General features: G+C 68.8%; 25 protein-coding genes and 1 pseudogene. 23 read left to right on the forward strand and 3 right to left on the reverse strand.

Annotation, left to right across the window (positions count from 1 at the left end; translation table 11 throughout):
* From D7V80_RS11545 to D7V80_RS41335, 3 genes and pseudogenes are all read left to right on the forward strand, one after another.
* A pseudogene (locus tag D7V80_RS11545) lies at positions 1-726 on the forward strand (hypothetical protein); the annotation flags it as partial.
* On the forward strand, positions 723-1253 hold the full coding sequence (locus tag D7V80_RS11550) for a hypothetical protein (protein ID WP_120588202.1): 531 nt from the start codon (positions 723-725) through the stop codon (positions 1251-1253). The pseudogene D7V80_RS11545 and the gene D7V80_RS11550, both read left to right, overlap by 4 nt.
* Before the next feature lie 359 nt (positions 1254-1612).
* The gene (locus tag D7V80_RS41335; RefSeq protein ID WP_147447051.1) at positions 1613-1885 is read left to right on the forward strand and encodes a hypothetical protein; all 273 of its coding nucleotides are present in this window, start codon (positions 1613-1615) and stop codon (positions 1883-1885) included.
* A gap of 111 nt (positions 1886-1996) precedes the next feature.
* Here the strand turns inward: D7V80_RS41335 and D7V80_RS41735 are convergent, their stop codons facing one another.
* Positions 1997-2173 carry a hypothetical protein gene (locus D7V80_RS41735; RefSeq protein WP_158616600.1) on the reverse strand — a complete coding sequence of 59 codons (177 nt, stop codon included), beginning with the start codon at positions 2171-2173 and terminating at the stop codon, positions 1997-1999.
* Positions 2174-2434: 261 nt separating this feature from the next.
* Here D7V80_RS41735 and D7V80_RS11555 point away from each other — a divergent pair, with 261 nt between their 5' ends.
* The 3 genes from D7V80_RS11555 to D7V80_RS11565 all read left to right on the forward strand — a co-directional run bounded on the left by D7V80_RS11555 (position 2435) and on the right by D7V80_RS11565 (position 4826).
* Entirely contained in the window at positions 2435-2689 is a 255-nt protein-coding gene (locus D7V80_RS11555; protein WP_120588203.1) for a hypothetical protein, read from the forward strand.
* 858 nt (positions 2690-3547) lie between these two features.
* The gene (locus tag D7V80_RS41340) at positions 3548-4393 is read left to right on the forward strand and encodes a hypothetical protein (RefSeq protein WP_147447052.1); all 846 of its coding nucleotides are present in this window, start codon (positions 3548-3550) and stop codon (positions 4391-4393) included.
* A 145-nt stretch (positions 4394-4538) separates the two neighbouring features.
* The gene (locus D7V80_RS11565) at positions 4539-4826 is read left to right on the forward strand and encodes a hypothetical protein (protein ID WP_120588205.1); all 288 of its coding nucleotides are present in this window, start codon (positions 4539-4541) and stop codon (positions 4824-4826) included.
* 5 nt (positions 4827-4831) lie between these two features.
* On the opposite strand, the gene D7V80_RS41345 is transcribed toward D7V80_RS11565, so the two are convergent.
* A complete protein-coding gene (locus D7V80_RS41345; protein ID WP_147447053.1) occupies positions 4832-5050 on the reverse strand; it encodes a hypothetical protein in 219 nt (72 codons plus the stop codon).
* A 109-nt stretch (positions 5051-5159) separates the two neighbouring features.
* On the opposite strand from D7V80_RS41345, the gene D7V80_RS11570 reads away from it, so the two are divergent.
* The 16 genes from D7V80_RS11570 (at position 5160) to D7V80_RS11650 (ending at position 17266) form a co-directional block, all read left to right on the forward strand.
* Positions 5160-5729: a terminase small subunit gene (locus D7V80_RS11570; RefSeq protein WP_199738509.1), complete on the forward strand. Its 570-nt coding sequence runs from the start codon at positions 5160-5162 to the stop codon at positions 5727-5729.
* Positions 5726-7285, forward strand: coding sequence for a hypothetical protein (locus tag D7V80_RS11575; protein WP_147447054.1), 1560 nt, complete (start codon positions 5726-5728; stop codon positions 7283-7285). The genes D7V80_RS11570 and D7V80_RS11575 overlap by 4 nt, the downstream gene beginning before the upstream one ends.
* Complete coding sequence (locus tag D7V80_RS11580; RefSeq protein WP_120588207.1) at positions 7285-7779, forward strand: Mov34/MPN/PAD-1 family protein; 495 nt, start codon at positions 7285-7287, stop codon at positions 7777-7779. Before D7V80_RS11575 ends, D7V80_RS11580 begins: the two co-directional genes overlap by 1 nt.
* The gene (locus tag D7V80_RS11585; RefSeq protein ID WP_120588208.1) at positions 7776-8312 is read left to right on the forward strand and encodes a hypothetical protein; all 537 of its coding nucleotides are present in this window, start codon (positions 7776-7778) and stop codon (positions 8310-8312) included. The genes D7V80_RS11580 and D7V80_RS11585 overlap by 4 nt, the downstream gene beginning before the upstream one ends.
* A gap of 95 nt (positions 8313-8407) precedes the next feature.
* On the forward strand, positions 8408-9745 hold the full coding sequence (locus D7V80_RS11590) for a DUF4055 domain-containing protein (RefSeq protein WP_120588209.1): 1338 nt from the start codon (positions 8408-8410) through the stop codon (positions 9743-9745).
* Positions 9746-9947: 202 nt separating this feature from the next.
* A complete protein-coding gene (locus tag D7V80_RS11600) occupies positions 9948-11147 on the forward strand; it encodes a minor capsid protein (protein ID WP_120588211.1) in 1200 nt (399 codons plus the stop codon).
* A 30-nt stretch (positions 11148-11177) separates the two neighbouring features.
* Positions 11178-11930 (forward strand): hypothetical protein, encoded by a 753-nt coding sequence (locus D7V80_RS11605; RefSeq protein WP_120588212.1) that lies wholly within the window; start codon positions 11178-11180, stop codon positions 11928-11930.
* Positions 11931-12101: 171 nt separating this feature from the next.
* Positions 12102-13034, forward strand: coding sequence for a major capsid protein (locus D7V80_RS11610; protein WP_120588213.1), 933 nt, complete (start codon positions 12102-12104; stop codon positions 13032-13034).
* A 79-nt stretch (positions 13035-13113) separates the two neighbouring features.
* Positions 13114-13560 carry a hypothetical protein gene (locus tag D7V80_RS11615; protein ID WP_147447055.1) on the forward strand — a complete coding sequence of 149 codons (447 nt, stop codon included), beginning with the start codon at positions 13114-13116 and terminating at the stop codon, positions 13558-13560.
* Between the two features lie 21 nt (positions 13561-13581).
* The gene (locus D7V80_RS11620) at positions 13582-14073 is read left to right on the forward strand and encodes a DnaT-like ssDNA-binding protein (protein ID WP_120588215.1); all 492 of its coding nucleotides are present in this window, start codon (positions 13582-13584) and stop codon (positions 14071-14073) included.
* Complete coding sequence (locus D7V80_RS11625) at positions 14070-14456, forward strand: hypothetical protein (protein WP_120588216.1); 387 nt, start codon at positions 14070-14072, stop codon at positions 14454-14456. The genes D7V80_RS11620 and D7V80_RS11625 overlap by 4 nt, the downstream gene beginning before the upstream one ends.
* On the forward strand, positions 14453-14872 hold the full coding sequence (locus D7V80_RS11630; RefSeq protein ID WP_120588217.1) for an HK97 gp10 family phage protein: 420 nt from the start codon (positions 14453-14455) through the stop codon (positions 14870-14872). Before D7V80_RS11625 ends, D7V80_RS11630 begins: the two co-directional genes overlap by 4 nt.
* Positions 14869-15288, forward strand: a complete 420-nt coding sequence (locus tag D7V80_RS11635) for a phage tail terminator-like protein (RefSeq protein ID WP_120588218.1) — start codon at positions 14869-14871, stop codon at positions 15286-15288. The genes D7V80_RS11630 and D7V80_RS11635 overlap by 4 nt, the downstream gene beginning before the upstream one ends.
* Before the next feature lie 30 nt (positions 15289-15318).
* Entirely contained in the window at positions 15319-16461 is a 1143-nt protein-coding gene (locus D7V80_RS11640; RefSeq protein WP_120588219.1) for a phage tail tube protein, read from the forward strand.
* A gap of 47 nt (positions 16462-16508) precedes the next feature.
* Positions 16509-16964, forward strand: a complete 456-nt coding sequence (locus tag D7V80_RS11645; protein WP_120588220.1) for a hypothetical protein — start codon at positions 16509-16511, stop codon at positions 16962-16964.
* Positions 16965-17011: 47 nt separating this feature from the next.
* Positions 17012-17266 (forward strand): hypothetical protein, encoded by a 255-nt coding sequence (locus D7V80_RS11650; protein ID WP_120588221.1) that lies wholly within the window; start codon positions 17012-17014, stop codon positions 17264-17266.
* Between the two features lie 18 nt (positions 17267-17284).
* Here the strand turns inward: D7V80_RS11650 and D7V80_RS41350 are convergent, their stop codons facing one another.
* The gene (locus tag D7V80_RS41350) at positions 17285-18046 is read right to left on the reverse strand and encodes a hypothetical protein (RefSeq protein ID WP_147447056.1); all 762 of its coding nucleotides are present in this window, start codon (positions 18044-18046) and stop codon (positions 17285-17287) included.
* Positions 18047-18150: 104 nt separating this feature from the next.
* Between D7V80_RS41350 and D7V80_RS11655 the strand changes: the two genes are divergently transcribed.
* On the forward strand, positions 18151-21885 hold the full coding sequence (locus tag D7V80_RS11655; protein ID WP_120588222.1) for a phage tail tape measure protein: 3735 nt from the start codon (positions 18151-18153) through the stop codon (positions 21883-21885).
* The last annotated feature ends 106 nt before the right edge of the window (positions 21886-21991 follow it).

Here is a 21991-nt window from a genome sequence, read left to right on the forward strand (position 1 = left end):
CAGAAGAAGCGTGCTGCTGCTGAAAGCGCGCGCGACGTGTCCCCTGTCCCCTGTCCCCCTGTCCCCGGGGACATGTCCCCTGTCCCCCTGTCCCGCGCCGGAGGGGACACGTCCCCGGCAGCCCCTGTCCCGGGGGCACCCGTCGTCCGCAAGGCCCGGCCGAAGTGGATGGAGGACGACGCGCCGAGCCCGGACAAGGTGTTCTTCTCGTGGACGCAGGAGGAGCGCTGCCGGCGCTTCGGCCGCGCCATCCCCGAAGCGCCCCCGCCGGGCTGGGGCACCTGGTACGCGGACGCGCTGGCTGCCGTCGGAGGCGACGAGGGGCGCCTGCGCGCGGCTTGGCTCGCGTGGCTGGAGGACACCTGGGGGCAGTCTCGCCAGCCGGTGTGCGCCTCCCGGGCCTTCATCGGTGCCGAGGTGTGGCGGCGGCACGTCCCGGGGCAGGGCGGGGCCGAGCTGGGCAGCGTGGGCCTTACGCAGCTGTCCCCCGCGGAGGCCCGTCGCCGCGCGCAGCTGAGCGTCGGCCGTGGTGAGGAGCCGAGTGCACCATGCGCCACCGGATGCGGGACGGCGTCCTCCCTGGTGGTGTGGGGGCATCCGCTGTGCCGGGGCTGCGCGGTGCGGTTGGAGGCGGACGTGCCGCGCCTCACGACGGACAGCGTCTCCGGCTGGGTGGAGCCTCGTGCACGCGGAGCATCCCCCACCGCCTTGGAGACAAGTCCATGAGCTGCATCCGTTTCGAGGTGCCGGTGGAGACCGTCAACACCTCCAACCGGCGTGAGCACCACATGCAGCGCCACAAGCGCTCCAAGGGGCAGCGCGACGCCACCCATCTGCTGTGGCCTGGCTGGAGCGGGCCCGCGCTCCTGGTGGTGCGCCTGACGCGCGTGTCCCCGGGGACGCTCGACAGCGGGGACAACCTCCCCATCTCCATGAAGAGCATCCGCGACGAGGTGGCCCGGCAGCTGCGTCTGGACGATGCCTCGCCGCTGGTGCGCTGGGTGTACGCCCAGGCCCAGGGCGAGTCCTCGGTGCTGGTGGAGCTCTCCTGGGGGGATGACGCCCTCGCCGCGGCTGTCCGCGCCCAGGATGCGTTGGCCCCGCCTCCACCCCCGGTGCCGCCCGAGTCCGCCGCTCCCCGCGCGCCCAGGGAGCGGAAGCCGAAGGCGGAGAAGAAGACCACGGCCCGGCCGCTGCGCGGGCTCGCGGCCCTAGCCACGCCGTCCTTTACCCCAGGTGGGAAGAAGCCCTGACGTACCGTCAACACGGGCGACGGCGGCAGCTAATGGAAATCTGGCACTACGGAGACGCTCGCGCCGGTGTAAATGTCGCTTGGACGACCGCAGAATTGATGTTCGTAAGTGATATAGATTGCAAAGATTGAGCCGGCTCCCGCTACAGGTTTACACGGGATCTTGCGTTGACACACCGAAGGACCCCCCATAGCTTGGGTTCGTCCGAGCGCAAGCGGTGCGTTCGAATGTGCCTCAAAAACAAAGGGCGCCCACCCCGCGAAGGTGGACGCCCTTCGTCGCAGAGGCCCTTCGGCACACCGCGACTGGCCCGGACAGCATGCACACCGTTGCGTTCAAACGCAACGGTGCAGCACTTCATGCAGAAGGAAGTCAGGGAAGGAAGAGGAGTGGGAAGACGATCAAAGCGTGCAGGGCATGCGAAGCATGGAAGTTCATCACAATCCGCGGAGAGGAACTTCGGCACATCGCGACTGGCATCCGTCGTGTCGAAGCTCTCTCCCCGCAGAAAGGGGAGGGGTGCGTCCATGGGCGACCCCATCATGAAGATGTGGATCATCAAAGCGGTCGGTACGACCGCTGCGGTGCTCCAGCTCGTGTACGGGCTTCTTAAGATCCATTGGGACAAGTAGCCGAGCCTGGCTGCGTCACAACCGGTTTGTCAGTGCCGGTTCGTGTTTGTCGCGAGGGCCGCCAGCGCTAAGCAGGCTGGCGGTCGTAGTGTCCCTGCGTTGTGACGACGTCTACTTCTGGTTCTGCTTATGGGCCTCCTCGATCCTCGTCTTCTCGGCGAGGGAGAAGGTCTCCTCGCAGTCGTTGCACTCGTAGTCCCCAGTGTGACAGCCCATGATGAGCTCACGGCTGATGCTCTTGTGTTCGCATTCCGTTGTGGCGGTTTGCTTGATGGTCGATTCGGCCATGGTGGTTCCTCCTGTGTGATGACTTGGCGTCCATGATGCGAGAGAAGCCTACCTGCCGGGGCTGACATGCCCGCCGCTTCCGGTGCTGTTCTCCCGGCCCTGCGGCACAGCAGGAGCGTCCAAGTCCTCCTGGCGCCCTCCAGTCCGCTGCTCCGAGGGCGACTGCATCCGCCCTCCCGACGCTGCGGCACCGGCGCAGGGCTACCGAATTCTTGAAGCGCACCGCCGGACCCGGTCTACGCCGCAGGTGATGCTGCGAGGATGGAGACCAACAACGGCGTGGCCACGCTCAAGCCCTGGGAGACCGTGGACTTCCCGCACTTCGTGGGCGTGCGGCACCGCGGCGGTGAGTGGAGCACCATCATCCTGAAGCCCTCGGGGCAGGAGATCGACGTGGCGAGCCTGGGCGGACGGCGCGTCGTCCTCCACGGCAACGGCATCGAGTTCCTGGACCCGCTGCCGTCCGCAGGCGCGCAGCCGGTGCCGCTGAAGCCCAAGACGCAGGAGACGGTGTAGCCGTTTCCTGCCTGCCGGATTCGCAGCTGACGAAGGGTGGTGGGCAATGACGCCCTGCGCCTGCCACCGAGAACGCGAGGATCTGCCGTGCCCGGTGCAGGGGGGGGGCGCAGGCGTGGCGCCCCCGCACGGTTACCACCGGGTCTCAGACGGCAGGCGCTGAAGCCGCGTCCTCGTCCCTGGTCCGCCCGGCGAGATGTCCCGGTGGGGCTGGGCGCAGTGGGAGCCCGTCCGTGCCGGAGGCCAGAAGAGGGAGTAGTAGCTGACCCAGAATGCTACGTCGTGAGATGCCTCTCTCGGGGGATGGCTGAGGCACTCGGGCGTCGAGTACAGGGAGTCCCAACTATTCGGTGTGCGCCTCGCGCATGCGGTAGGGGGAACGATGTCTAGGCTTTGCGGTGTTCTGGTGTGCGCGGTGCTGCTTCAGGGATGTTTTACGCCGGAAGCGGGTGATTCCTGTACTGAGGAGCGCCTCGGTGCCGTGGCGTGCAGCTACTCAGGAGGGGAAGTCCTTCGCTGTGATGCCGCGGCGGAGAGCCAATCCTGGGTGCTCCAGGAGGACTGCGGTGAGCGCTCCTACTGCGACCACGACACCACCACCTGCATTGCTGCAACGAGCGGTGTTCCGTCGGGTGGGGGAACCTGCTGCAAGCGCTGCGGATCCGGGAGCAAGGCGTGCGGGGACTCGTGCATCCCGTCGGGGAACACGTGTCGCAAGGGACCTGGCTGCGCCTGCTAAAGGATTCTATTGCGCCCATCCTCGACAGAGGGGGCTGGCTACAACAGGAACGGCCCAATGTCGCGGTATTGATCGGCAGTCGTAGACGCTGGATCGAGGGCTGGGGAGGTGTTGTCTAAATGGGCTGGTTTTGTGTGATTTGCTGCGTCGTGTTGCTGGCTTTCTACCTGTTCGGTTCGAATCTGTCTGAGGCAAGCAAGAAGGGCGAACGCAGTCTTGAGGGCCCAGCGTTGTTGCCTCAATCCATCGCAGGACTGACCCCCCAGTTCCTGGCTGGTGGCGCGTGTGTGGATGTCGATGGGGAGTCGCGCTATCAACAAGAGTTGGAGGAGATTGCTTCGGGGCGGACGGATGAGACTCACAGGTACTCAACCACGGCTACTCTTGTCTGCGTCCCCAGGGTCGGAAAGATGAGTGGTGGCGTTGCAGTTTTTGTTGAAGGCCGCCGAGTTGGAGATCTGCCTCTTGGAGTCGTGCGGGAGTTTCGGGAACTATTGAATGCAATGCAGGCGAAGGGTGAAGTGGCAACCTGTAAGGCAACAATTCTCGGTGGCAAGCTGATGGAGTCTGGTTGGCGGACCAGCTTCGGTGTGCAGCTTGACCTTGTTCATCCGGACAGAGTCCCAACGGAGTCGGCGATAATTGCCAAGGCAAAGCGAGAGATTGAAGACCGGAAGAGTCCGGAGGGGCGAAGGTCCGCACTTCGAGATTCACTGCGCCTGTTGTGGACCGACGAGTCGCGGCAGCTTCTTCTCGCTGAGGCCTCGCGCATCGAAGTGGAGCGCACAATCGAAGGCGCCAGCCTGTTGAGAACGAAGGCCGGGAGGAAGCGCCGCCTGGAGGACGCGCTGGCCGCGCTCAAGGCGGATGAGGTACCGGATGAGCTCCAGCAGGAGCAGGTGAAGTGGCTGGAGGACGCCCTGCGGGAACTGGACGCGCCCGCGGAAGGGAAGATGACGTCGTAGCGGACCGCCGCGTTACGTGCACGCCGTCCGGGCGTGCGGCACAGTAGGGGCGTCCATGTCCTCCTGCCGCTCTCCAGACCAGTGCTCCGAAGGCGACTGCACCCGGCCCCGGGCGCCCAGGCACCGGCGCTGCCACGGACACCTCATGCGGCAGCGCCGCGGGCAGTCCATGTCGGATCCGCTGCGAGAGCCCTACGCCACGCCCTGGGAGCGCCTGACGGCCGCGGCCCTGGCGTACGCCGAGGCGGACGACGGGGACGAGGAGGAGTTCTCTCGGGCCCAGGACAGGCTCCGGAAGGCGGCCCAGGCCTACGCGCAAAAGGAGCTGCCCCCGGCAGCCCAAGTAGAGACGGCCCCCCGAGCCCCGCGGAAGCGGACGGAGCCGGAGGGACAGCTCGCGCTGTGGGAGGACGACGTGGACGGCCAGGACTGAGCGCGTCAGCCGAGCGGACCGGTCCCCTTGGGACGCGGTCCGAGGTAGTCGCAGTCCGAGCAGTACCAGTCCTTCTTCCCCGGGACGCGGGACGCGTAGGTGTGCGGGCAGGTACTGAGCCGCTCGGCGCGCTGGCGGAGTTCCTCCAGGCCGGGGCACCCGTGGTGCGCGGAGGGGCGGTTGTGGGTTCGGCATGCGGGGCAGTAGCGCGGATCGTCGGACACGGCTTCTCCAGGGGGAGGACCGGCGAGAAGTCGCCGGTACCCATGAAGAAGGGTCGGCCTCCCGCGCCCGGGCCGGACGTTGTCCACGCGACACCGGAGACTCGGCGGCGTGGGAAGCACGCCTCCTCGCAAGCCCAGCACGCGCCCTGGCCGGAAGACCCCGGCGGATGAGTCGCGCGCCCAGGCGCTGACGGCGAAGCAGGAGCGCTTCGTCCAGGAGTACCTCCTCGACCTGAACGCCACCCGGGCCGCCCGGGCCTCTGGCTACTCGGAGCGCACCGCCGAGTCGCAGGGCAGCCGCATGTTGAGGAATGTCAAGGTGTTGGAGGCCGTGGCGGCGGCCCAGAAGGCCCGTGCTGAGCGCGTCGAGGTGAAGGCGGACGACGTCCTGCGCGAGCTGCTCCTCATCGCCCGGACGGACATCGGCGATGCCTTCAGTCCCACCGGAGCCCTGCTGCCGCTGAAGGAGATGCCTGCCCACCTGCGCCGGGCCATCTCCTCCATCGAGGTGGAGCAGCTCACCGTGGAGGGCGAGGCCATCGGCACCGTGGCCAAGGTGAAGCTCTGGGACAAGCCGAAGTCCCTGGAGCTACTGGGTAAGCACCTGCGCCTCTTCGTCGACAAGGTGGAGACCACCGTCCAGTTCAGCCACGAGGACGCGCTGGGGGAGCTGGAATGAGCGCCCCTGCCCGCCGCCGCGTGGCCGGGACGGCCCACCAGGGCGCGGACCCGGCGCCCCTCTCCCCGCGGGAGAAGGCCATCCGCCAGCGGCTGAAGGACGACTTCCCGCACTACGCCTCGCGGTGCCTGCGCATCCGCCCGAAGGAGGTGACGGGCGGGGAGTTGCCGGCGCTGAAGCTCAACCGCGCGCAGTTGTACATCCACGAGCGGCTGGAGGCGCAGCTGAAGCGCCGGGGCTTCGTGCGCGCCATCGTCCTGAAGGGACGCCAGCAGGGCTGCAGCACGTACGTGGAGGCCCGCTTCTACTGGAAGGTGAGCCACCTGAAGGGCGTGCGCGCCTATATCCTCACGCACGAGGACGCGGCGACGGTGAACCTCTTCGACATGGCGAAGAGGTACCACGACCACGTCCCGGTGCTGGTGAAGCCTTCGACGAGCGCCTCCAACGCGAAGGAGCTCCTCTTCGACAAGCTCTCCTCCGGCTACAAGGTGGGCACCGCGGGCGCGAAGGGGACGGGCCGCTCCTCCACCATCCAGTACTTCCACGGCAGCGAGGTGGCCTTCTGGCCCAACGCCGCGACGCACATGCGCGGCGTCATGGAGGGCGTGCCGACGGCGCCGGGCACCGAAGTCATCCTGGAGAGCACCAGCGACGGGCCCCAGGGCCTCTTCCACCACCTGTGCATGGCGGCGCAGAAGGGGGAGAACGACTTCGAGCTCATCTTCGTGCCGTGGTTCTGGCAGGAGGAGTACCGGCGTGAAGTGCTGCCGGGCTTCGAGCGCACCAGCGAGGAGGAGCGGTATGCCGCCCTCTGCCGCGAGGCGCACGGCTACGAACTGGACGACGCGCAGCTCGCCTGGCGCAGGGCGAAGATTTCCGTCTACGAGAAGGGCATCCACGACTTCCGCCGTGAGTACCCGGCGACGGTGGAGGAGGCCTTCAAGGCCGCGGCGGTGGGGGCGCTGTGGACGCAGGAGGTGCTGGACAACACCCGCGTCTCCGCGCTGCCGAAGGACGCCGAGGGCAACCCCTTGCCCATGGTGCGCGTGGTGGTGGCGGTGGACCCGGCCGGCGGCGACGGGCCCGCCAACGACGAGGTGGGCATCGTCTGCGCCGGCAAGGCCAGCAACGGCCACGCCTACGTCTGGCGCGACGACTCCGGGAAGTACTCCGCGGAGGCCTGGGCCGCGAAGTCCCTGGCCGTCTACGAGAAGGAGAGCGCGGACGCCATCGTCGGCGAGAAGAACTTCGGCGGCGACATGGTGGAGACGAACCTCCGCGCCAAGGCCCGCGAGACGAAGAAGCACGTCACGGTGAAGGTGGTGACGGCCTCGCGCGGCAAGGCGAAGCGCGCGGAGCCGGTGGCGGCCCTCTTCGAGCGCGGCATGGCCCATCACGTGGGGCGCCTGCCCGCGCTGGAGGACGAGCAGACGACGTGGGTGCCCGGGGAGTCCACCTGGAGCCCCAACCGCATGGACGCGGAGGTGTGGGCCCTCACGGAGCTGATGCTCGGCGAGGGCACCGCCACCTTCCAGGTGAGGAGCTACCGGTGATGGCCTGCCCGCTGCCGACCGCGTCCGCTCCGGCCCTCTACGTCTCCGACGGCTACCGCGTGCGCCTGGCGCCTGGCGTCCTGGCCAAGGCCCTGCGCCTGGCGCGGGTGCGCGCCCCGCTGGAGACGGACGGCCTGCTGCTGGGCGCCATAGTGGACGGTGAAGCCCACGTGCTCGCCGTCACCGGCCCCGGAAGGCGTGCCGTGCGCGGACGCGTGGGCTACGACGCGGACCGCGCCCACGACCACCGGCTCCTGGACCGGGTGCGCCCGCGCCTGCGCTACCTCGGCGACTGGCACACCCACCCGGGTGGGCCCGCCAGGCTGTCGCGCACCGACGAGGCCTCGGTCCGCGAGTCCCTCCGCGCGAACAGGCCGGAGGTGCTGCACCTGCTGCTGTCCGGCCCGTCCGCCATGCAGGGCCACGTGGTGGCGAGCGTCTTCACCGCGGTGCGCGGCGAGGCAGCCATCCGCCGCATGGAGGTGGTGTCGTGACGTGCATTGCCGGAGTGGTGCACCAGGGGCGCGTGTACGTGGGCGGGGACAGCGCTGGCTCCAACAGCTGGCAGTTGGTGGTGCGGAAGGACCCGAAGGTCTTCCGCAACGGGCCCTACGTCCTCGGCTTCACCACCTCCTTCCGGATGGGACAGGTGCTGCGCCACGCCTTCCGGCCGCCGGGCCCGCCTCGCCGGAGGAGCGCTCTGGAGCGCTTCATGGTGGTGGACTTCGTCGATGCTTTGCGCGCGGCGTTGAAGGACTCGGGCTTCGCGCACCAGGAAAACGGGCAGGAACGCGGTGGCCACTTCCTGGTAGGCGTCGCCGGCCGCCTCTTCACGGTGGAGAACGACTACCAGGTGGGCGAGTCGCGGGACTCCTTCGCAGCCGTCGGCTGCGGAGCGGACGTCGCTCGCGGGGCCCTCTTCGCCACCAAGGGCGTGAAGCCGGTGGAGCGCGTGCGCACCGCCCTGCGCGCGGCGGAGCGCTTCAACAACGGCGTGCGGGGCCCCTTCCTCGTGGTGTCCGGATGAGCGGTGCCGCCGACGTCAGCACTCCCAGCAGCGCCTACCGAGCCATGCAGCCAGCCTGGGCCCTCGTGCTGGCCCTCCTTGGAGGCACCGGCACCATGCGCGCCGCCGGACGCACCTACCTGCCGCAGTACCACGCGGAGGAGGAGGCGGCGTACAGGGAGCGCCTCCAGCGCGCCGTCCTCCTCAACGTCTTCGGCAAGACGGCACGCAACCTTGCGGCGAAGCCCTTCGCCAAGCCCGTGCGCCTGGGCGACTCCGCACCGGAGCCGCTGCGCGTCCTGGTGGACGACGTGGACAGGCAGGGCAGCGACATCACCGCCTGGGCCCGCGGCGTCTTCCGGGACGGCTTGGCCAAGGGCCTCGCCCACATCCTCGTGGACTTCCCGGTGGTGGATCCGGAGACGGTGAAGACGCTGGAGGACGAGCAGCGCGCCGGCCTCCGCCCGTACTTTGCGCACGTCTCCGCCGAGTCCCTCATCGCCGCGTACGCGGAGACGGTGGGCGGGGTGGAGGTGCTCACCCACGTGCGTATCCGCGAGAGCGAGACGCGCCGGAATGGCTTCGAAGAGGTGTTGGTGGAGCGGGTGCGCGTCCTCGAGCGCGACTCCTGGGCCATCCACGAGCGCAGTGGCACCAGCGAGTGGAAGGAGGTGGCGAGCGGCCGCAACACGCTGGGCTTCATCCCCCTCGTCACCTGGTACGCAGGGGAGCGCACCGCCCTGTGCGCCGCGAAGCCGCCGCTGATGGACCTGGCGGACAAGAACGTGGAGCACTGGCAGTCCGCCAGCGACCAGCGGAACGTCCTCACCGTGGCGCGCTTCCCCATGCTGGCGGCCTCCGGGCTGGAGCAGGACCGCGGGGAAGGGGAGGGGCGAGGCTCGGGGAAGGTGACGGTGGGGCCCCACGCGCTCCTCACCACCAGCAGCCCGCAGGGGAAGTTCTACTACGTGGAGCACACCGGCGCGGCCATCACGGCCGGCCGGCAGGACCTGGAGGACCTGAAGGAAGAGATGGCCATGCTGGGCGTGGAGCTCCTCGTCCGGAAATCGGGCTCCACCACGGCCACCGAGAAGTCCATCAACACCGCTCAGGCTCACTCCGAGCTGCAGGCCATGGCTGAGTCCTTCAGCGACGCGCTGGAGCTGGCCTTCTACTTTGCGGCCCGGTGGCTGGGCCTGGAGGTGGAGGACGCGAAGCTGAAGGTGGAGGTGCACACTGACTTCGGCATCTCCGAGGCCGACGCGCAGGGCCTGGACGTCCTCTTCAAGGCGCGCGCGGCCCGGGAGATTTCCCGCGAGGCCTTCCTCGCGGAGCTCAAGCGCCGCGGCGTCCTCATGGCCGACTTCGACGTGGCGGTGGACGGGGAGCGCTTGGCGAGCGAGGGGCCCGCGTTGGGCAGCCTCCGCACGACGCCGGCCGGAGGTGCCCAGTGAAGCTGCTGCATGACGAGACGCTGTGCGCCGCAGGACTCCTTGGGGAGCAACTGTCGTGCCTCACAGAAGACTTCGCGCGGGCCGCCCACTGGTTCCGTCCCAACCGCCGCGGTGCGCGGAAGGTGCGCCGCCGCTTGCGTGAGCTGCGTGAGGCGCAGCTTCTCCGCGAACGGCGCTCCAACACACCCATCCGGGGGACGCTGTGAGCACTGCCCTCCCCACGGCCAACGAGGAACTGCTGGAGCGCTCCGTCGCGCACGCCGTGCAGTTGGAGCGCTACAAGGCCGGCGTCGCCCGGCGCGTGGTGGCCCTCCTCAACGACACGGAGGAGCGCCTCACGGAGCAGCTCGCCGCGCGCCTCCAGGCCATCGAGGCCGCGGGCGGGTACGACGCCGGCCGCGAGACGACGGAGCGCATCGCCGGCCTGCTGTCCGAGGTGCGCACCCTCCGGGCCGGTGCCTACGCCGCCATCTCCAGCACGCTGCAGGAGGAGGCCGCTTCCTTCGCGGCGTACGAGGCGCGGTGGCAGGCGGCCCTGCTGGAGGAGACGCTCATCGTGGACGTCTCCATCGCCGCGCCCACGGCAGAGGTGCTGGAGGCGGCCGTCTTCTCCAGGCCCTTCAACGGCGCCGTCTTCGAGACGTGGGTGGCCGGCATGGAGCCGGCGGACCTGGCGCGCATCGAGCGCACCATCCAGGCGGGCGTGGTGGAGGGCCGGACGACGCAGCAGATTGTCCGGGACCTCGTCAGCGGGGACGGGGCGCTGGAAGGTAGCCGCCGCGGAGCGGAGGCCGTGGCGCGCACTGCCCTCAACCACGTGGCCACCCAGGCCCGGGAAGAGGTGTACCGGGCCAACGAGGACCTGGTTCGCGAGGTGCGGTGGGTGTCCACGCTGGATGGGCGCACCACGCTGCTGTGCGCCTCCCGCGACGGCCACACCTTCCCGGTGCGCGGGGGCCCGCGCCCGCCCGCGCACTGGCGCTGCCGCAGCACCACCGTCCCCGTCATCGACGGCGTGCGCCTCGTGGGTGACAGGCCCACCGTCCGGGATACCCGCGACAGGCGGAACCGGGAAATCGACTTCCGGGCCGAGGCGAAGGCGAAGGCCGGCGAGGCCTGGAAGGACATGACGGAGAAGGAGCGCGGCGCGGCGGTGAAGCGCATCCGCGAGCGCTGGGCCAAGGAGAACATCGGCTCCGCGCCCAAGGGCTTGTCCTACGAGGACTGGCTGCGCCGTCAGCCCACCAGCTTCCAGGACGAGGTGCTGGGCCCCGCGCGCGGCCGCCTCTTCCGCGACGGGGGACTTCGCCTCGGCAGCTTCACCGACGCCAGCGGCAAGACGCTCACCCTGGACGCGCTGCGCGCCACCGAGGCCGCCGCTTTCAAGAAGGCACAGCTGTAGCCGGCCCACCGGGCCGAGAAAGGCAGACACGTGGAATTCGAGTGGCAGCAGGAGTTGGACGCGCTGGACATCGTCCCGGAGAAGTTCCGCGGGCTGTACGCGAAGGGGGAGGGCGGGAAGTTCACCCTCGATGCGGACGTCTTCAAGCGCATGGACCACAGCGGGCTCACCACCGCCCTGGACAAGGAGCGCAAAAGCAGCAAGGCGCTGACGGCGGCCCAGGCGGCGTGGCTGAAGCTCGGCAAGACGCCCGAGGATGTGGAGAAGTCCGTCGGCGAGCTGAAGGCGGCGCTGGCGAAGGCCCAGGAAGGGAAGGAGGGCGCCGCCAACTTCGAGAAGTTGAAGGCGGACCTCGAGTCCGGCCACGCGAAGGCGCTCGGCGAGCGCGACGCCGTCGTGGAGCGCATGCGCGGCTCGCTGCACAAGCACTTGGTGGAGGCGGAGGCGACGGCGGCCATCGCGGAGATGAAGGGCAGCGCTGTGTTGCTCTTGCCTCACGTGCAGAAGCATGTGAAAGTGATTGAGGAAGGTGGTGGCTTCTTGGCTCGGGTTGTTGACGCGGAGGGCGATCCTCGCGGCAACGGCAAGGGCGGCTTCCTGACGATTCGAGAGTTCGTCGGGGAGCTCAAGAAGGACACCAACTTCGCCCGTGCCTTCGACAGCACGGGTGCTTCCGGAAGCGGGACGCAACCGAAGCCGAAGACGGGCGCGATGCCCAGCGGTAGCGACAAGCTGAGCCCGACGCAGCGAATCGCGGCGGGCCTGGCCAGTCGCAGCAAGTAGGAGGCCCCTGGCAACGCGTGATGCGGAGCCGAGGCGAACCGGGCGGGATGCCCGGCAGTGCCCCTCTCGTCCAATCCCTTTCATCCGCCCAGGGGTCCTGACACCCCTTCGCCCTTGGCGCGTCTCCCGCCCCTGTTTCACCTCCCTCGCCCCGAGGAGGAGTTCACCCGTATGCCTTCCATCACCCTCACCGAGTCCGCGAAGCTGTGCCAGGACGAGCTGATTGCCGGCGTCGTCGAAACCATCGTCACCACCGACCGTCTCTTCGAGCGGCTGCCCTTCGACGAGTTGGAGGGCAACTCGCACACGTGGAACAAGGAGTCCGTGCTGGGCGACGTGCAGGTGCTCGGCGTGGGCGGCACCATCACCGCCAAGAACCCTGCCACCGTGGAGCAGGCCACCGCGACGCTGACGCGCATCATCGGCGACGCAGAGGTGGACGGCCTCATCCAGGCGACGCGCTCCAACGTCAACGACCAGCGCACGTACCAGCTGGCGAGCAAGGCGAAGGCCGCGGGGCGCCAGTACCGCAACATGCTGATGAACGGCACGGGCCTCGGCAATGAGTTCCCCGGGCTGCTGGCCCAGGTGGCCGCGGGCCAGACGCTGGTGGCGGGCACCAACGGCGCCCTCTACGACGTGGGCATCCTGGACGACCTCATCTCCAAGGTGAAGGCGAAGGACGGCGAGGTGGACTTCATCACCATGCCGGAGGTGCTCCTCAACCTGCACTACGCCTTCCTGCGGAAGCTGGGCGGGGCGAGCATCAACGACGTCATCACCCTGCCGAGCGGCAAGACGGTGCCGGTGTACCGGGGCGTCCCCATCTTCGTGAACGACTCCATCCCCACCAACCAGACGCAGGGCACGGCGACGGACTGCACCTCCATCGCCGCGGGCTGCTTCGACGACGGCAGCCGGAAGGTGGGCATCGCCGGCCTGACGGCCCCGGGCGCCAGCGCCGGCATCCACATCAAGACGGTGGGCGAGTCGCAGGACAAGGACGAGAGCATCGACCGTATCGTCTGGTACTGCGGCCTGGCCAACTACAACGACTACGCGCTGGCGGTGGTGAAGGGCGTGCGCACCGCGCGCCTCAACTGATGCAGCCGGGAGAGGGCGGCCGCCCGTGGCCGCCTCTCCGTCTCCCTCTCACACCTTTCGCAGCACAGGAGCCTTTCGCATGGACGGCATTCGTATGGTTTTGGTGGGCCCGCACGCGGGCAAGGACATCGAGCTGGGCGGCTTCCGCTTCGAGGAGGGGGAGTGCATCCTCCCCTCGCGCGGCAGCGAGCACGCGCAGCGCATCCTCTCGCGCTACTACAGCGCGTACCCCGAGGGCAGCGTGGAGGGCCGGGCCGCGCACCAGGCCTGGAAGAAGTCCCAGGAGGAGAAGTCCTCCGCCGGTGAGGCGGCCCCTGCAGTGAGCGCGCGTGACGTGACGCAGATCCAGGACGCGATGGAGGACCTCCGCGCCGAGCTGGAGGCGTCGCGCCGCCTGCGTGAGGAGCTGGAGGCCCGGCTGGCGCGCGCGGAGGCGATGAAGGCCGCCGGCACCACGCCGGCCACCGAGGCGCCCGCCGCTGAGTCTCAGGAGAAGCCGCCCAAACCCGGCAAGGCGGCGAAGTAGTCCGCGCACGAGGAGCTGCCCATGGCACTCGACACCACTCCCGGCGGCCCACTCGCCGACTCCTACTGCGACGTCGTGGAGGCGGATGCCTACCACGCGGCGCGCGGCCACAACGACGCCTGGGCCGCCGCTGACGAGGCGGCCAAGGAGCGGCACCTGAAGTGGGCGACGTCCGTCCTGGACTCCCGCTGCGAGTGGCTGGGCGCGCGCGCTGACGCGGAGCAGGCCCTGGCCTGGCCGCGCCGGGGCGTGGTGCTCGACGGGTGCCCGGTGGCGGAGGGCGCCGTCCCCCGGCGCGTGAAGTCCGCGGTGGCGGAGTTCGCCTTCAGGCTGCTGGGCGAGGACTGGACGGCCGGCCTCGGCCCCGTGGTGGACGAGGGCGTGACGGTGGGCCCCCTGAAGACGTCCAAGGAGACGCACCGGCCCATCCCCTCCCAGGTGCTGGCGCTGCTGGGGCCCCTCGTCCAGGGCAGCCCGGGCGGCATCCGCGTCCACACCACGGTGCGCGGATGAGCGCCCAGGCGGACAGGCTGGCGAAGAAGGCCCTGGCGCTGGTGAAGCGCTACGGCCAGGAGGCCACCCTCACGCGGGCCGGGCCGGGCGCCTACGACGTGGCCACCGCGAAGGTGGTGGCCTCCACGGCGACGTACCCCGTCCATGCGCTGGTACAGGCCGACAGCGGACAGGACAGGGAGGGCGACAGCCTCGCCGACGGCGGCACCACCCGCGCGGACCGGCGGAAGGTGCTCGTCGCGGCCAGCGGCCTGCCGGTGGTGCCGGCGCCGGGCGACACCGTGGGCCCCCTGGAGGGACGCACCTGGCGCGTGTTGCGGACGGACCCGCCGACGCAGCTGGGCGGCACCCCCATCCTCTTCAACCTCCGGGTGTCCGCATGACGAAGGTGGACAGGCGCATCCGCAAGGGGGCGCGCTTCAGCAAGCAGGTGCAGGCCTTCGTGAAGGCCACCGAGGCACGTGCCAACGAGATGGTGCGCAAGACGGCGCTGGGCGTCCTGGCCAACGTCGTCACCGCGTCCCCGGTGGACACCGGGCGCTTCCGGGGCAACTGGCAGGTGGGCATTGGCGACAAGCCCGCCGGCACCGTGGACGCGGAGGACAAGGACGGCAGCGCCGTTGTCTCCCGCGAGGGCGCGAAGCTGGAGGGCGTGCAGGTGGGTGAAACCGTCTTCATCACCAACAACCTGCCCTACGCCCGCCGGCTGGAGTTCGGCTGGAGCCAGCAGGCCCCGAAGGGCATGGTGCGCACCACCCTCGCGCAGGTGGATGAAATCCTCGAGGAGGCGGCGAAGTGAGCACCGTCCTCCTGGACATCCCCCAGGCGCTGGAGGCGCACGCCGCAGGGGTGTTGGCGCCTGTGGTGGGGGCGGACAACATCGCCTTCCCCAACGTCCTCTTCGCCCCGAAGGAGGGCACGCCCTGGGCGCGGGTGGACCACCTGCCCGCGCGCACGGCCCCCGCCGGCCTGGGCCAGGACGCGCAGACGCGCCACCCAGGCGTCTTCCAGGTGTCCCTCTTCTTCCCCCTGGGCGAGGGCGCCGGGCCCGCCAACACCGCCGCCCAGGCCGTGTGCGACGGCTTCGCGCGCGGCACCTCGCTGCAGGCGGGCGCCACCGTCGTCCGCATCCAGTCCGCCTCCGCCGGGCCGGGCCTCCGTGAGGAGCCCTGGTGGATGCGTCCCGTTTCCGTCTTCTGGCTCGTCCACGCGTAGCACCGTCGCCTCGCGCGACAGGAGAAACCCATGCCTTCCGCTTCCGGCCAGCGCACCGCGCTGCGCTTCACCTCCGAGGCCAGCTTCGGCGTCGCGGCCAGCACCACCTACAAGGCCCTGCGCTTCACCAGCACGGGCCTCAACCTCAGCAAGGCCAACTACCAGTCCAACGAGATTCGCGCCGACAGGCACCTCTCTGACCTGCGCCACGGCATGGTGAGCGTCGGCGGGGACATCGGCGTCGAGCTCTCCCTCGGCACCTTCGACGACTTGCTGGAGGCCGCCCTCAGCGGCGCCTGGGCCACGGCCACCACCGGCAGCGTCTCCCTCGCCGCGGACGCGGGCGCCGTGGTGCGCACCGCCGGCAGCTTTCTCGCGGACGGCTTCCTGCCCGGGGACCAGGTGCTGGTGTCCGGCTTCGCGGAAGCCGACAACAACGGACGGGCGCGCGTCGAAGCCGTCACCGCCGAGGCCCTCACCCTGGACCGGGAGCTGGAGGACGACGTGGCCGCCGCCGGCCGCACCGTGGCGCTGGTGGGCCGCCGGTTGAAGTCCGGCACCGTCCTGAAGACGTTCTCCTTCGAGCGCGCCTTCACGGACATCAACCAGTACGCCCTCTACCGCGGCTGCGCGGTGGACAGCCTGAAGCTCTCCATCAAGCCGGAGGAAATCATCACCGGCACCTTCGCGCTGCTGGGCAAGGACATGCAGATGGCCACGGCGTCGCACGCGGCCACCGTCACGCCCCCGGGCACCAACAGCCCTTTCGACGCCTTCACCGGCAGCCTGCGCGAGGGCGGGCAGCTGGTGGCCAACGTCACGTCCCTGGACCTGGACATCACCAACGGGCGCTCCACGAAGGGCGTCATCGGCCAGCGCTCCGCTACGGAGATTCACGAGGGCGGCTTCGGCGTGTCCGGCACCCTCAGCGCCTACTTCATGGGGCAGGACCTGCTCTCGAAGTTCCTCGACGAGTCGGAGTCCTCCCTGGAGGTGGTGCTGCAGGACGTGAACGGGACGGATTTCCACACCCTCCGGATTCCCCGCCTCAAGTACACGGGCGGCGAGCTCGACAACCCAAAGGAGGGCCCCGTCCAGGTGTCCATGCCCTTCACCGCGCTGCTCGACCCGGTGTCCGGCGCCTCCATTCTCTACCAGCGCAGCAACGCGTAGCAGCCCGCGTCCGCGCCCCTTCCACCCCTCACCACCAGGAGTCCCGCATGAGCACTGCCTCCGCCCCCTCCGGCTTTGACCTCTCCAGCCTCATCCGCCACGACACCCTCACCGTGGACATCCTCCACCCCGTCACCGGCAAGCCCACTGGTATGCAGGTGGAGGTGGCCAGTGCGGACTCGCCGCGCTACCGCGACGCCACGCGGGCCCTCATCGACAAGGCCACCGCCACGGCGCCGCGCGCCGGCCGCCGTGCCCGGCAGGAGACGCCCCGGGACATGGAGGCCGACGCGCTGGAACTGCTGGTGGCCTGCACCGTCTCCTGGACGGGCGTCCTGGAGGGCGTGGCGCAGGTGCCCCTCACGCCCGACAACGCCCGGCGCCTCTTCACCGCCCACCCGTGGCTGCGCCGCCAGGTGGACGAGGCCGTCTCGGACCGCGCGAGTTTTTTCGAGGAGAGGGCGAGCGACTCCTCGACTTCGCCCGCCACGAATTCCGCCTGAGTCGCACCGACGCGGAGGGCGTCTCCGTCCGCGCCCACCTGGAGCAGGTGGAGCGCGCCACCGGGAAGCCTCCGCCGGAGCTGCTGGAGGCGCCCCCGCTGCCCGAGGCCCTCGCCCACGTGTGGGGGTGGTTCGCGGAGCTGTCCAACGCCCGCGGCGCCGGCGCCTTCACCCTCAACCCCATCTCCTTCTCGGACATGGAGTCATGGGTGCGTCTCTCCGGCCACCGGCCCACGTCCTCCGAGGTGCAGCTACTCCGCCGGCTGGATGAAGCGTTCCTGGTCGAAGTCTCGAAGAAGTGAGAACGAACGGGGCCGAAGCTACATGCAGGCTGACGTCTCTTCGGTCCACTTGCCACCTGCTTCGCGGCAAAGAATGTATGCGCAGCCATCGCCAGAGTATGAACAGCAGGAGTATTCAAATCCGCCAGAACATCCGCCACGGGGTCTGCCGTTGTGAGTGGTCGGCGGAATGATGCTGTTGTTGGTGGGTTGTTTTGGTTTTGCTTCTCCGGTGCTGCCTGGAGACGAAGCCATAGGAACAGCCGATGCCGGCTGGCCGTCAGGTAGAGAGGCGCCTGTCGGCTTGCTCGGATCGAGGCTTTTCTTGTCGCTAGCTGCATTTCGGTACTCGCTGATGAACTCCTTGATTAGGCTGTTGACAGTTTCGAGCGTGCGCTTTGCGGCGAAGTCGGTGCGCGATTGGATTAGTCGTGAATTCTCCCATGTCGTTGCAAGACGTCGGTGCTCAGTTCCAGTAATGGTGGCTGGTTGGGCGACGGAGACGTTGATGTGAATTGCTGTCACCTCGTGGTTTTCCCAGGTGACCTCTTCGATGGATATGCTGAAGAGCGCCGAGCCTGCGTCTGTGTTCGTTCGCTCGATGGTGAGGATTGATGCTGTTTTAAACGCGCCGACTGCTGTTTCCTCCAGGCGCGCTGATGAGAGTCCCTGCTGCGCAATTAGTTCGGGAACCGAAGCGCTGACGCGAAACGCTGTAACGTCGGCAAGGTGGCCGAACGCGCTTCCTGCGAATGCGGTCGCAGAAAGCATTCCAATGAGAGTTGCCACAAGAGCTTTCATGCTCCAAGGCCACCATATGCCGGCCGAGCAGTCCACTGAGCGCCCGTGCAGATGGGCATTGGTCCGTTCTGCCACGCTGAATCTTGAATTTTTCGAGGGGCATCATGTCGTTCGACTTGGCTGAGCTGAGCATCCGCATCAACACCAGCGACGCGAAGGAGGCAGTCACGTCGCTGGGCGGGCTGGAGGAGGCCGCCGAGAAGACGGAGCGGAAGACGACGGGCCTGGAGAACGCCACGGAGGCCCTCACCAAGGCCTTCGCCCGCGCGACGCGGGGCCTGGACGGCACGTCGAAGGCGCTGGCCGACATCCGGGCTGCCACCTCCCACCTCTCGGTGCTGGAGCAATCCGCCGTGAAGATCCAGACGGCCTTCGCCGCCACTGCGACGGCCACAGGGGCGCTGGAGGCCCAGTTCATGTCCCTCGGGGGCGCGGCCGGGAAGCTCCAGGCGACGCTCGCGGACACCTCCGCGCTGTCGCGCTTCCTGACGCACGTGGAGTCCCTCAACAAGCGCTTCGACGAGATGGGGAAGCAGAAGGAGGGGGTGGCGGACGCCCTCCGCAAGGCGAAGGAGGAGGCCGCGAAGGCCGAGCCCCCGGTGAGCAAGTTCGCGGACGGGATGAAGCGGCTGGCGGGCCAGTTCGTCGGCGTCGCCGCGGCAGGGGCTGCCATCAAGGGGGCTACCGAGGAGGCGTTGCGCTTCTCGACGGCCATGGCCCAGGTGTCCACCGTGCTGGAGGAGGATCAGCTCGGGATGATGGACTCTCTCACCGCGAAGGTGAAGGAGTTGGGGAACCAGTTCGGCCGGACGCCCACGGACCAGGCCGGAGCCCTCTACGAAATCCTCAGCGCGGGAGCGAGCGACGCAGCGAAGGCCACGGAGCTTCTCACCGTGTCCAACAAGCTGGCCATCGGCGGCGTGACGGATGTGAGAACGGCGGCGGACGGCCTGACAGGCGTCATGGCCAGCTACGGGAGCCAGCTGCGCAACGTCACCCAGGCAGCGGACATGATGTTCGTGAGCGCCGCGGATGGGAAGACGAGCATCGAGGACCTCTCGCGCTTCATCGGCCGGGTGGCCCCCATCGCGTCCCAGACGGGCGTCAGCCTCGCGGAGCTGCTCGCGGCCACGGGCGCCCTCACGAAGAACAACATCCAGACGTCCACGTCGATGGAGGGCCTGCGCGCCATCATCTCCGCCACCGCTAAGCCGTCCAACGAGGCGGCGAAGCTCGCGGACGCGCTCGGCCTGGAGTTCTCCGTCACCGCGCTGAAGGCCAAGGGGCTCGCCGGTTTCCTCCAGGACGTGAACGAGAAGACGAAGGGAAGCACCGAGGAGATGGCCATGCTCTTCGGAGGCGTGGAGGCGCTGCTGCCGGTGATGACGCTCACCGGCACCGCCTCCGCGGACTTCGCGGCCTCCCTGAAGCACATGCAGGACTCCGCCGGGCGCACGGAGGCCGCCTTCAACAAGATGGCGAGCACGCCCCAATTCGCCCTGGACCAGCTCCGCGCGCGCTTCTCGGACCTCCAAGGCGAGGTGGGCGGCGACATCCTCTCCGCGACGGAGCCGGGCGTCCGTGCGCTGACGGAGAACTTCGAGACGGCCACCTACGCCGTGAAACTCTTCGGCGAGTCGCTGGTGGTGGTGGCGGCCATGCGCGGGGCCGCATGGGCCCAGGAGTGGGTGAAGGGGCTGGTCGCGAAGTCCACCGCACTCACCCAGGCGCGCGAGTCGGCCGCCAGCGCCGCGCTCGCTGAGGCGAAGTACGCCCGGGCCGCCGACGAGAGCCGTATCGCCGCGCTCCGCTCGGCGCAGGCCATGTTGGAGAAGAAGCTCGCGGCGCTCCAGGCCTCGGCGGCCGTGGAGGGCAGCCTCATGTCGGCGACGAAGCGTGCCACGCTGGCTTCCACGGAGCTGGCGCTGGCGAAGGTGAGGGAGGCGTCAGCCATCGAGGGCGCGTCCTTGGCGGCGCGTGCGGGGAAGACGGCGCTGGAGTTCATGGGTGGGCCCATCGGCATCATCACCGGCGCCCTCACCACGGCGGTCGCCCTCTGGCACGAGTACGGCAAAGCCGCAGAGGACGCGAAGGAGAAGACGCGGCAGTTCGCTCAAGAGAGCGGCGCCAACGCCACCCGTGGCAGTCAAATCGCGGAGAACCTCATCCGCGAAACGAAGGCCCTCAAGGACTACGAGAAGGCGCAGAAGGCCGCCGCTATCGCGCGCACGGAAATGGCGTCGCTGGGGGGGAGATACCAGGATGCCCTGAAAAACGTTGGCGACTCAGCGGAGGATGTCGTCAGGGTTTACGAAAGCCTCTCCCAGGAAGATCTGGTGGCGGCCTTGGCTGAGATTGACCGGCTCGAAAAGGAAATCAACGATCCCAACAACGGCGTGAAGCGTTGGATCGTGCTGAATCACTACAACGATGAAAGGCTGTCGAAGAACATTGGTCGTGACGTGCCGTTCTCGAAGGTTCGTGCGGACCCCGCCTACGCAGAGGACATTGAGAAGAAGCTAGCGCCCCTGGAGAAGGATCTCGGCATCCAAATGCAGCGCGCGGCCGACATCGAGAAGAGCCTCCAGCGGGTGCGGGCTGCACGAGCGGAAGACGCGAAAGTGAGCGCGGCCGCTGCGAAGGAGAGCACCTCCAACACGAAGGCCTCGCTCAAGGAGGCGGAGCAGGAGGAGAAGGCCCGCGAGAAGCTGCTGAAGCGCCAAGAGCAGTGGCTGATGAACCTGGAGGAGGAGGCGCGCACCCTCGGCAAGACGAAGGACGAGGCGAAGCAGCTCTCCGACGAGTACCGCTCGCTGAAGGACCCGAAGATGATCGCGCGGGCGGACGCGGCCATCGCGCAGTTGGAAGCCCTCCGGAAGCAGAAGGAGGAAACAGAGCGGGTGAAGAAGGCAGAGGAGGAGCGGGCGCGGGTGCTCCAGAGCCTCAACCGCGAACTGGGCAACCAGGACACGGAGAAGTACAGCCAAGCCCAGAAGGTCCTCCGCGAGGAACTCGAGGCCGGGCGCCTCAAGGCCGCGGAGTTCGAAGCGGCCATGAAGAAGGCCCGGGCGATGTGGACGCCGGAGGGCAAGGCCGAGGCTGCGCTGAAGACGGAGATGGACCAGCTCGCCAAGCAGCTCAACCCCACGGCGGAGCTGCAGAAGCGCTTGGAGATGGTGAATCAGCTCTTCGCCGACGGGCGCATCACCGCAGAGCAGTACCGGCAGGAGGTGGAGCGCCTCCAGGACCAGCTCCACGGCGGCTTCTCCTACACGAAGGAGATTGTCGGCACGGCCACGCAGCACATGGCGGACGCTTTCGCGAACTTCGTCACCACGGGCCGACTGGAGTTCTCGTCGCTGGTGGACGGCATCCTGAAGGACCTGGCGCGGCTCGCGGCGCAGAAGGCCTTCATGGCCCTCGTCAACCTGGGCATGGACGCCCTCAGCGGCTCGGTGTCGTCCGGCAGCGGCTCCACGCTGGTCGGCGGCGCGGACATGAGCAGCACCTACGGCTTCATGCTGGGCGGGGCGCACGCGGCTGGCGGCTCTGTTCGCGCACAGCAGGCGCACCTGGTGGGTGAGCTCGGGCCGGAACTCTTCATCCCCTCCAGCTCCGGCCGCATCGTCCCCAACGAGGCGCTCGGGGGAGGGGACGTGAACCAGACCCTCTACATCACCGTCAACGCGGACGGCTCCTCCCAGGTGAGCGCGTCAGGGGAGGGCGGACGTGCGGAGGCGGAGCGCCTTGGCAGGCGCCTCGCAGATGCCGTCCGGAAGGTGATGCGCGAGGAGATGGCGCCCGGAGGCATGGTCTACACCTACGTGAAGGGGCGGTAGCGTGGCCTGCGGCGAACGCCCGCCGCGGTGACGCACTCCCGTCCTTGATCGAAGAATTCTGAACGCGTGGCCTGGCGGGCGTCGGTGGCGGACTAATTCGTTACAG

The sequence above is a fragment of the Corallococcus sp. CA054B genome (assembly GCF_003611625.1).
Taxonomy (GTDB): Bacteria; Myxococcota; Myxococcia; order Myxococcales; family Myxococcaceae; genus Corallococcus; species Corallococcus coralloides.

Excerpts from the sequence above, each read along its gene's own strand:
- D7V80_RS11550 (WP_120588202.1), top strand. The coding sequence starts at position 723 with ATGAGCTGCATCCGTTTCGAGGTGCCGGTGGAGACCGTCAACACCTCC.
- D7V80_RS41335 (WP_147447051.1), top strand. The coding sequence starts at position 1,613 with ATGCAGAAGGAAGTCAGGGAAGGAAGAGGAGTGGGAAGACGATCAAAG.
- D7V80_RS41735 (WP_158616600.1), bottom strand. The coding sequence starts at position 2,173 with ATGGCCGAATCGACCATCAAGCAAACCGCCACAACGGAATGCGAACAC.
- D7V80_RS11555 (WP_120588203.1), top strand. The coding sequence starts at position 2,435 with ATGGAGACCAACAACGGCGTGGCCACGCTCAAGCCCTGGGAGACCGTG.
- D7V80_RS41340 (WP_147447052.1), top strand. The coding sequence starts at position 3,548 with ATGGGCTGGTTTTGTGTGATTTGCTGCGTCGTGTTGCTGGCTTTCTAC.
- D7V80_RS11565 (WP_120588205.1), top strand. The coding sequence starts at position 4,539 with ATGCGGCAGCGCCGCGGGCAGTCCATGTCGGATCCGCTGCGAGAGCCC.
- D7V80_RS11575 (WP_147447054.1), top strand. The coding sequence starts at position 5,726 with ATGAGCGCCCCTGCCCGCCGCCGCGTGGCCGGGACGGCCCACCAGGGC.
- D7V80_RS11580 (WP_120588207.1), top strand. The coding sequence starts at position 7,285 with ATGGCCTGCCCGCTGCCGACCGCGTCCGCTCCGGCCCTCTACGTCTCC.
- D7V80_RS11590 (WP_120588209.1), top strand. The coding sequence starts at position 8,408 with ATGCGCGCCGCCGGACGCACCTACCTGCCGCAGTACCACGCGGAGGAG.
- D7V80_RS11610 (WP_120588213.1), top strand. The coding sequence starts at position 12,102 with ATGCCTTCCATCACCCTCACCGAGTCCGCGAAGCTGTGCCAGGACGAG.
- D7V80_RS11615 (WP_147447055.1), top strand. The coding sequence starts at position 13,114 with ATGGACGGCATTCGTATGGTTTTGGTGGGCCCGCACGCGGGCAAGGAC.
- D7V80_RS11620 (WP_120588215.1), top strand. The coding sequence starts at position 13,582 with ATGGCACTCGACACCACTCCCGGCGGCCCACTCGCCGACTCCTACTGC.
- D7V80_RS11625 (WP_120588216.1), top strand. The coding sequence starts at position 14,070 with ATGAGCGCCCAGGCGGACAGGCTGGCGAAGAAGGCCCTGGCGCTGGTG.
- D7V80_RS11630 (WP_120588217.1), top strand. The coding sequence starts at position 14,453 with ATGACGAAGGTGGACAGGCGCATCCGCAAGGGGGCGCGCTTCAGCAAG.
- D7V80_RS11640 (WP_120588219.1), top strand. The coding sequence starts at position 15,319 with ATGCCTTCCGCTTCCGGCCAGCGCACCGCGCTGCGCTTCACCTCCGAG.
- D7V80_RS11645 (WP_120588220.1), top strand. The coding sequence starts at position 16,509 with ATGAGCACTGCCTCCGCCCCCTCCGGCTTTGACCTCTCCAGCCTCATC.
- D7V80_RS41350 (WP_147447056.1), bottom strand. The coding sequence starts at position 18,046 with ATGAAAGCTCTTGTGGCAACTCTCATTGGAATGCTTTCTGCGACCGCA.
- D7V80_RS11655 (WP_120588222.1), top strand. The coding sequence starts at position 18,151 with ATGTCGTTCGACTTGGCTGAGCTGAGCATCCGCATCAACACCAGCGAC.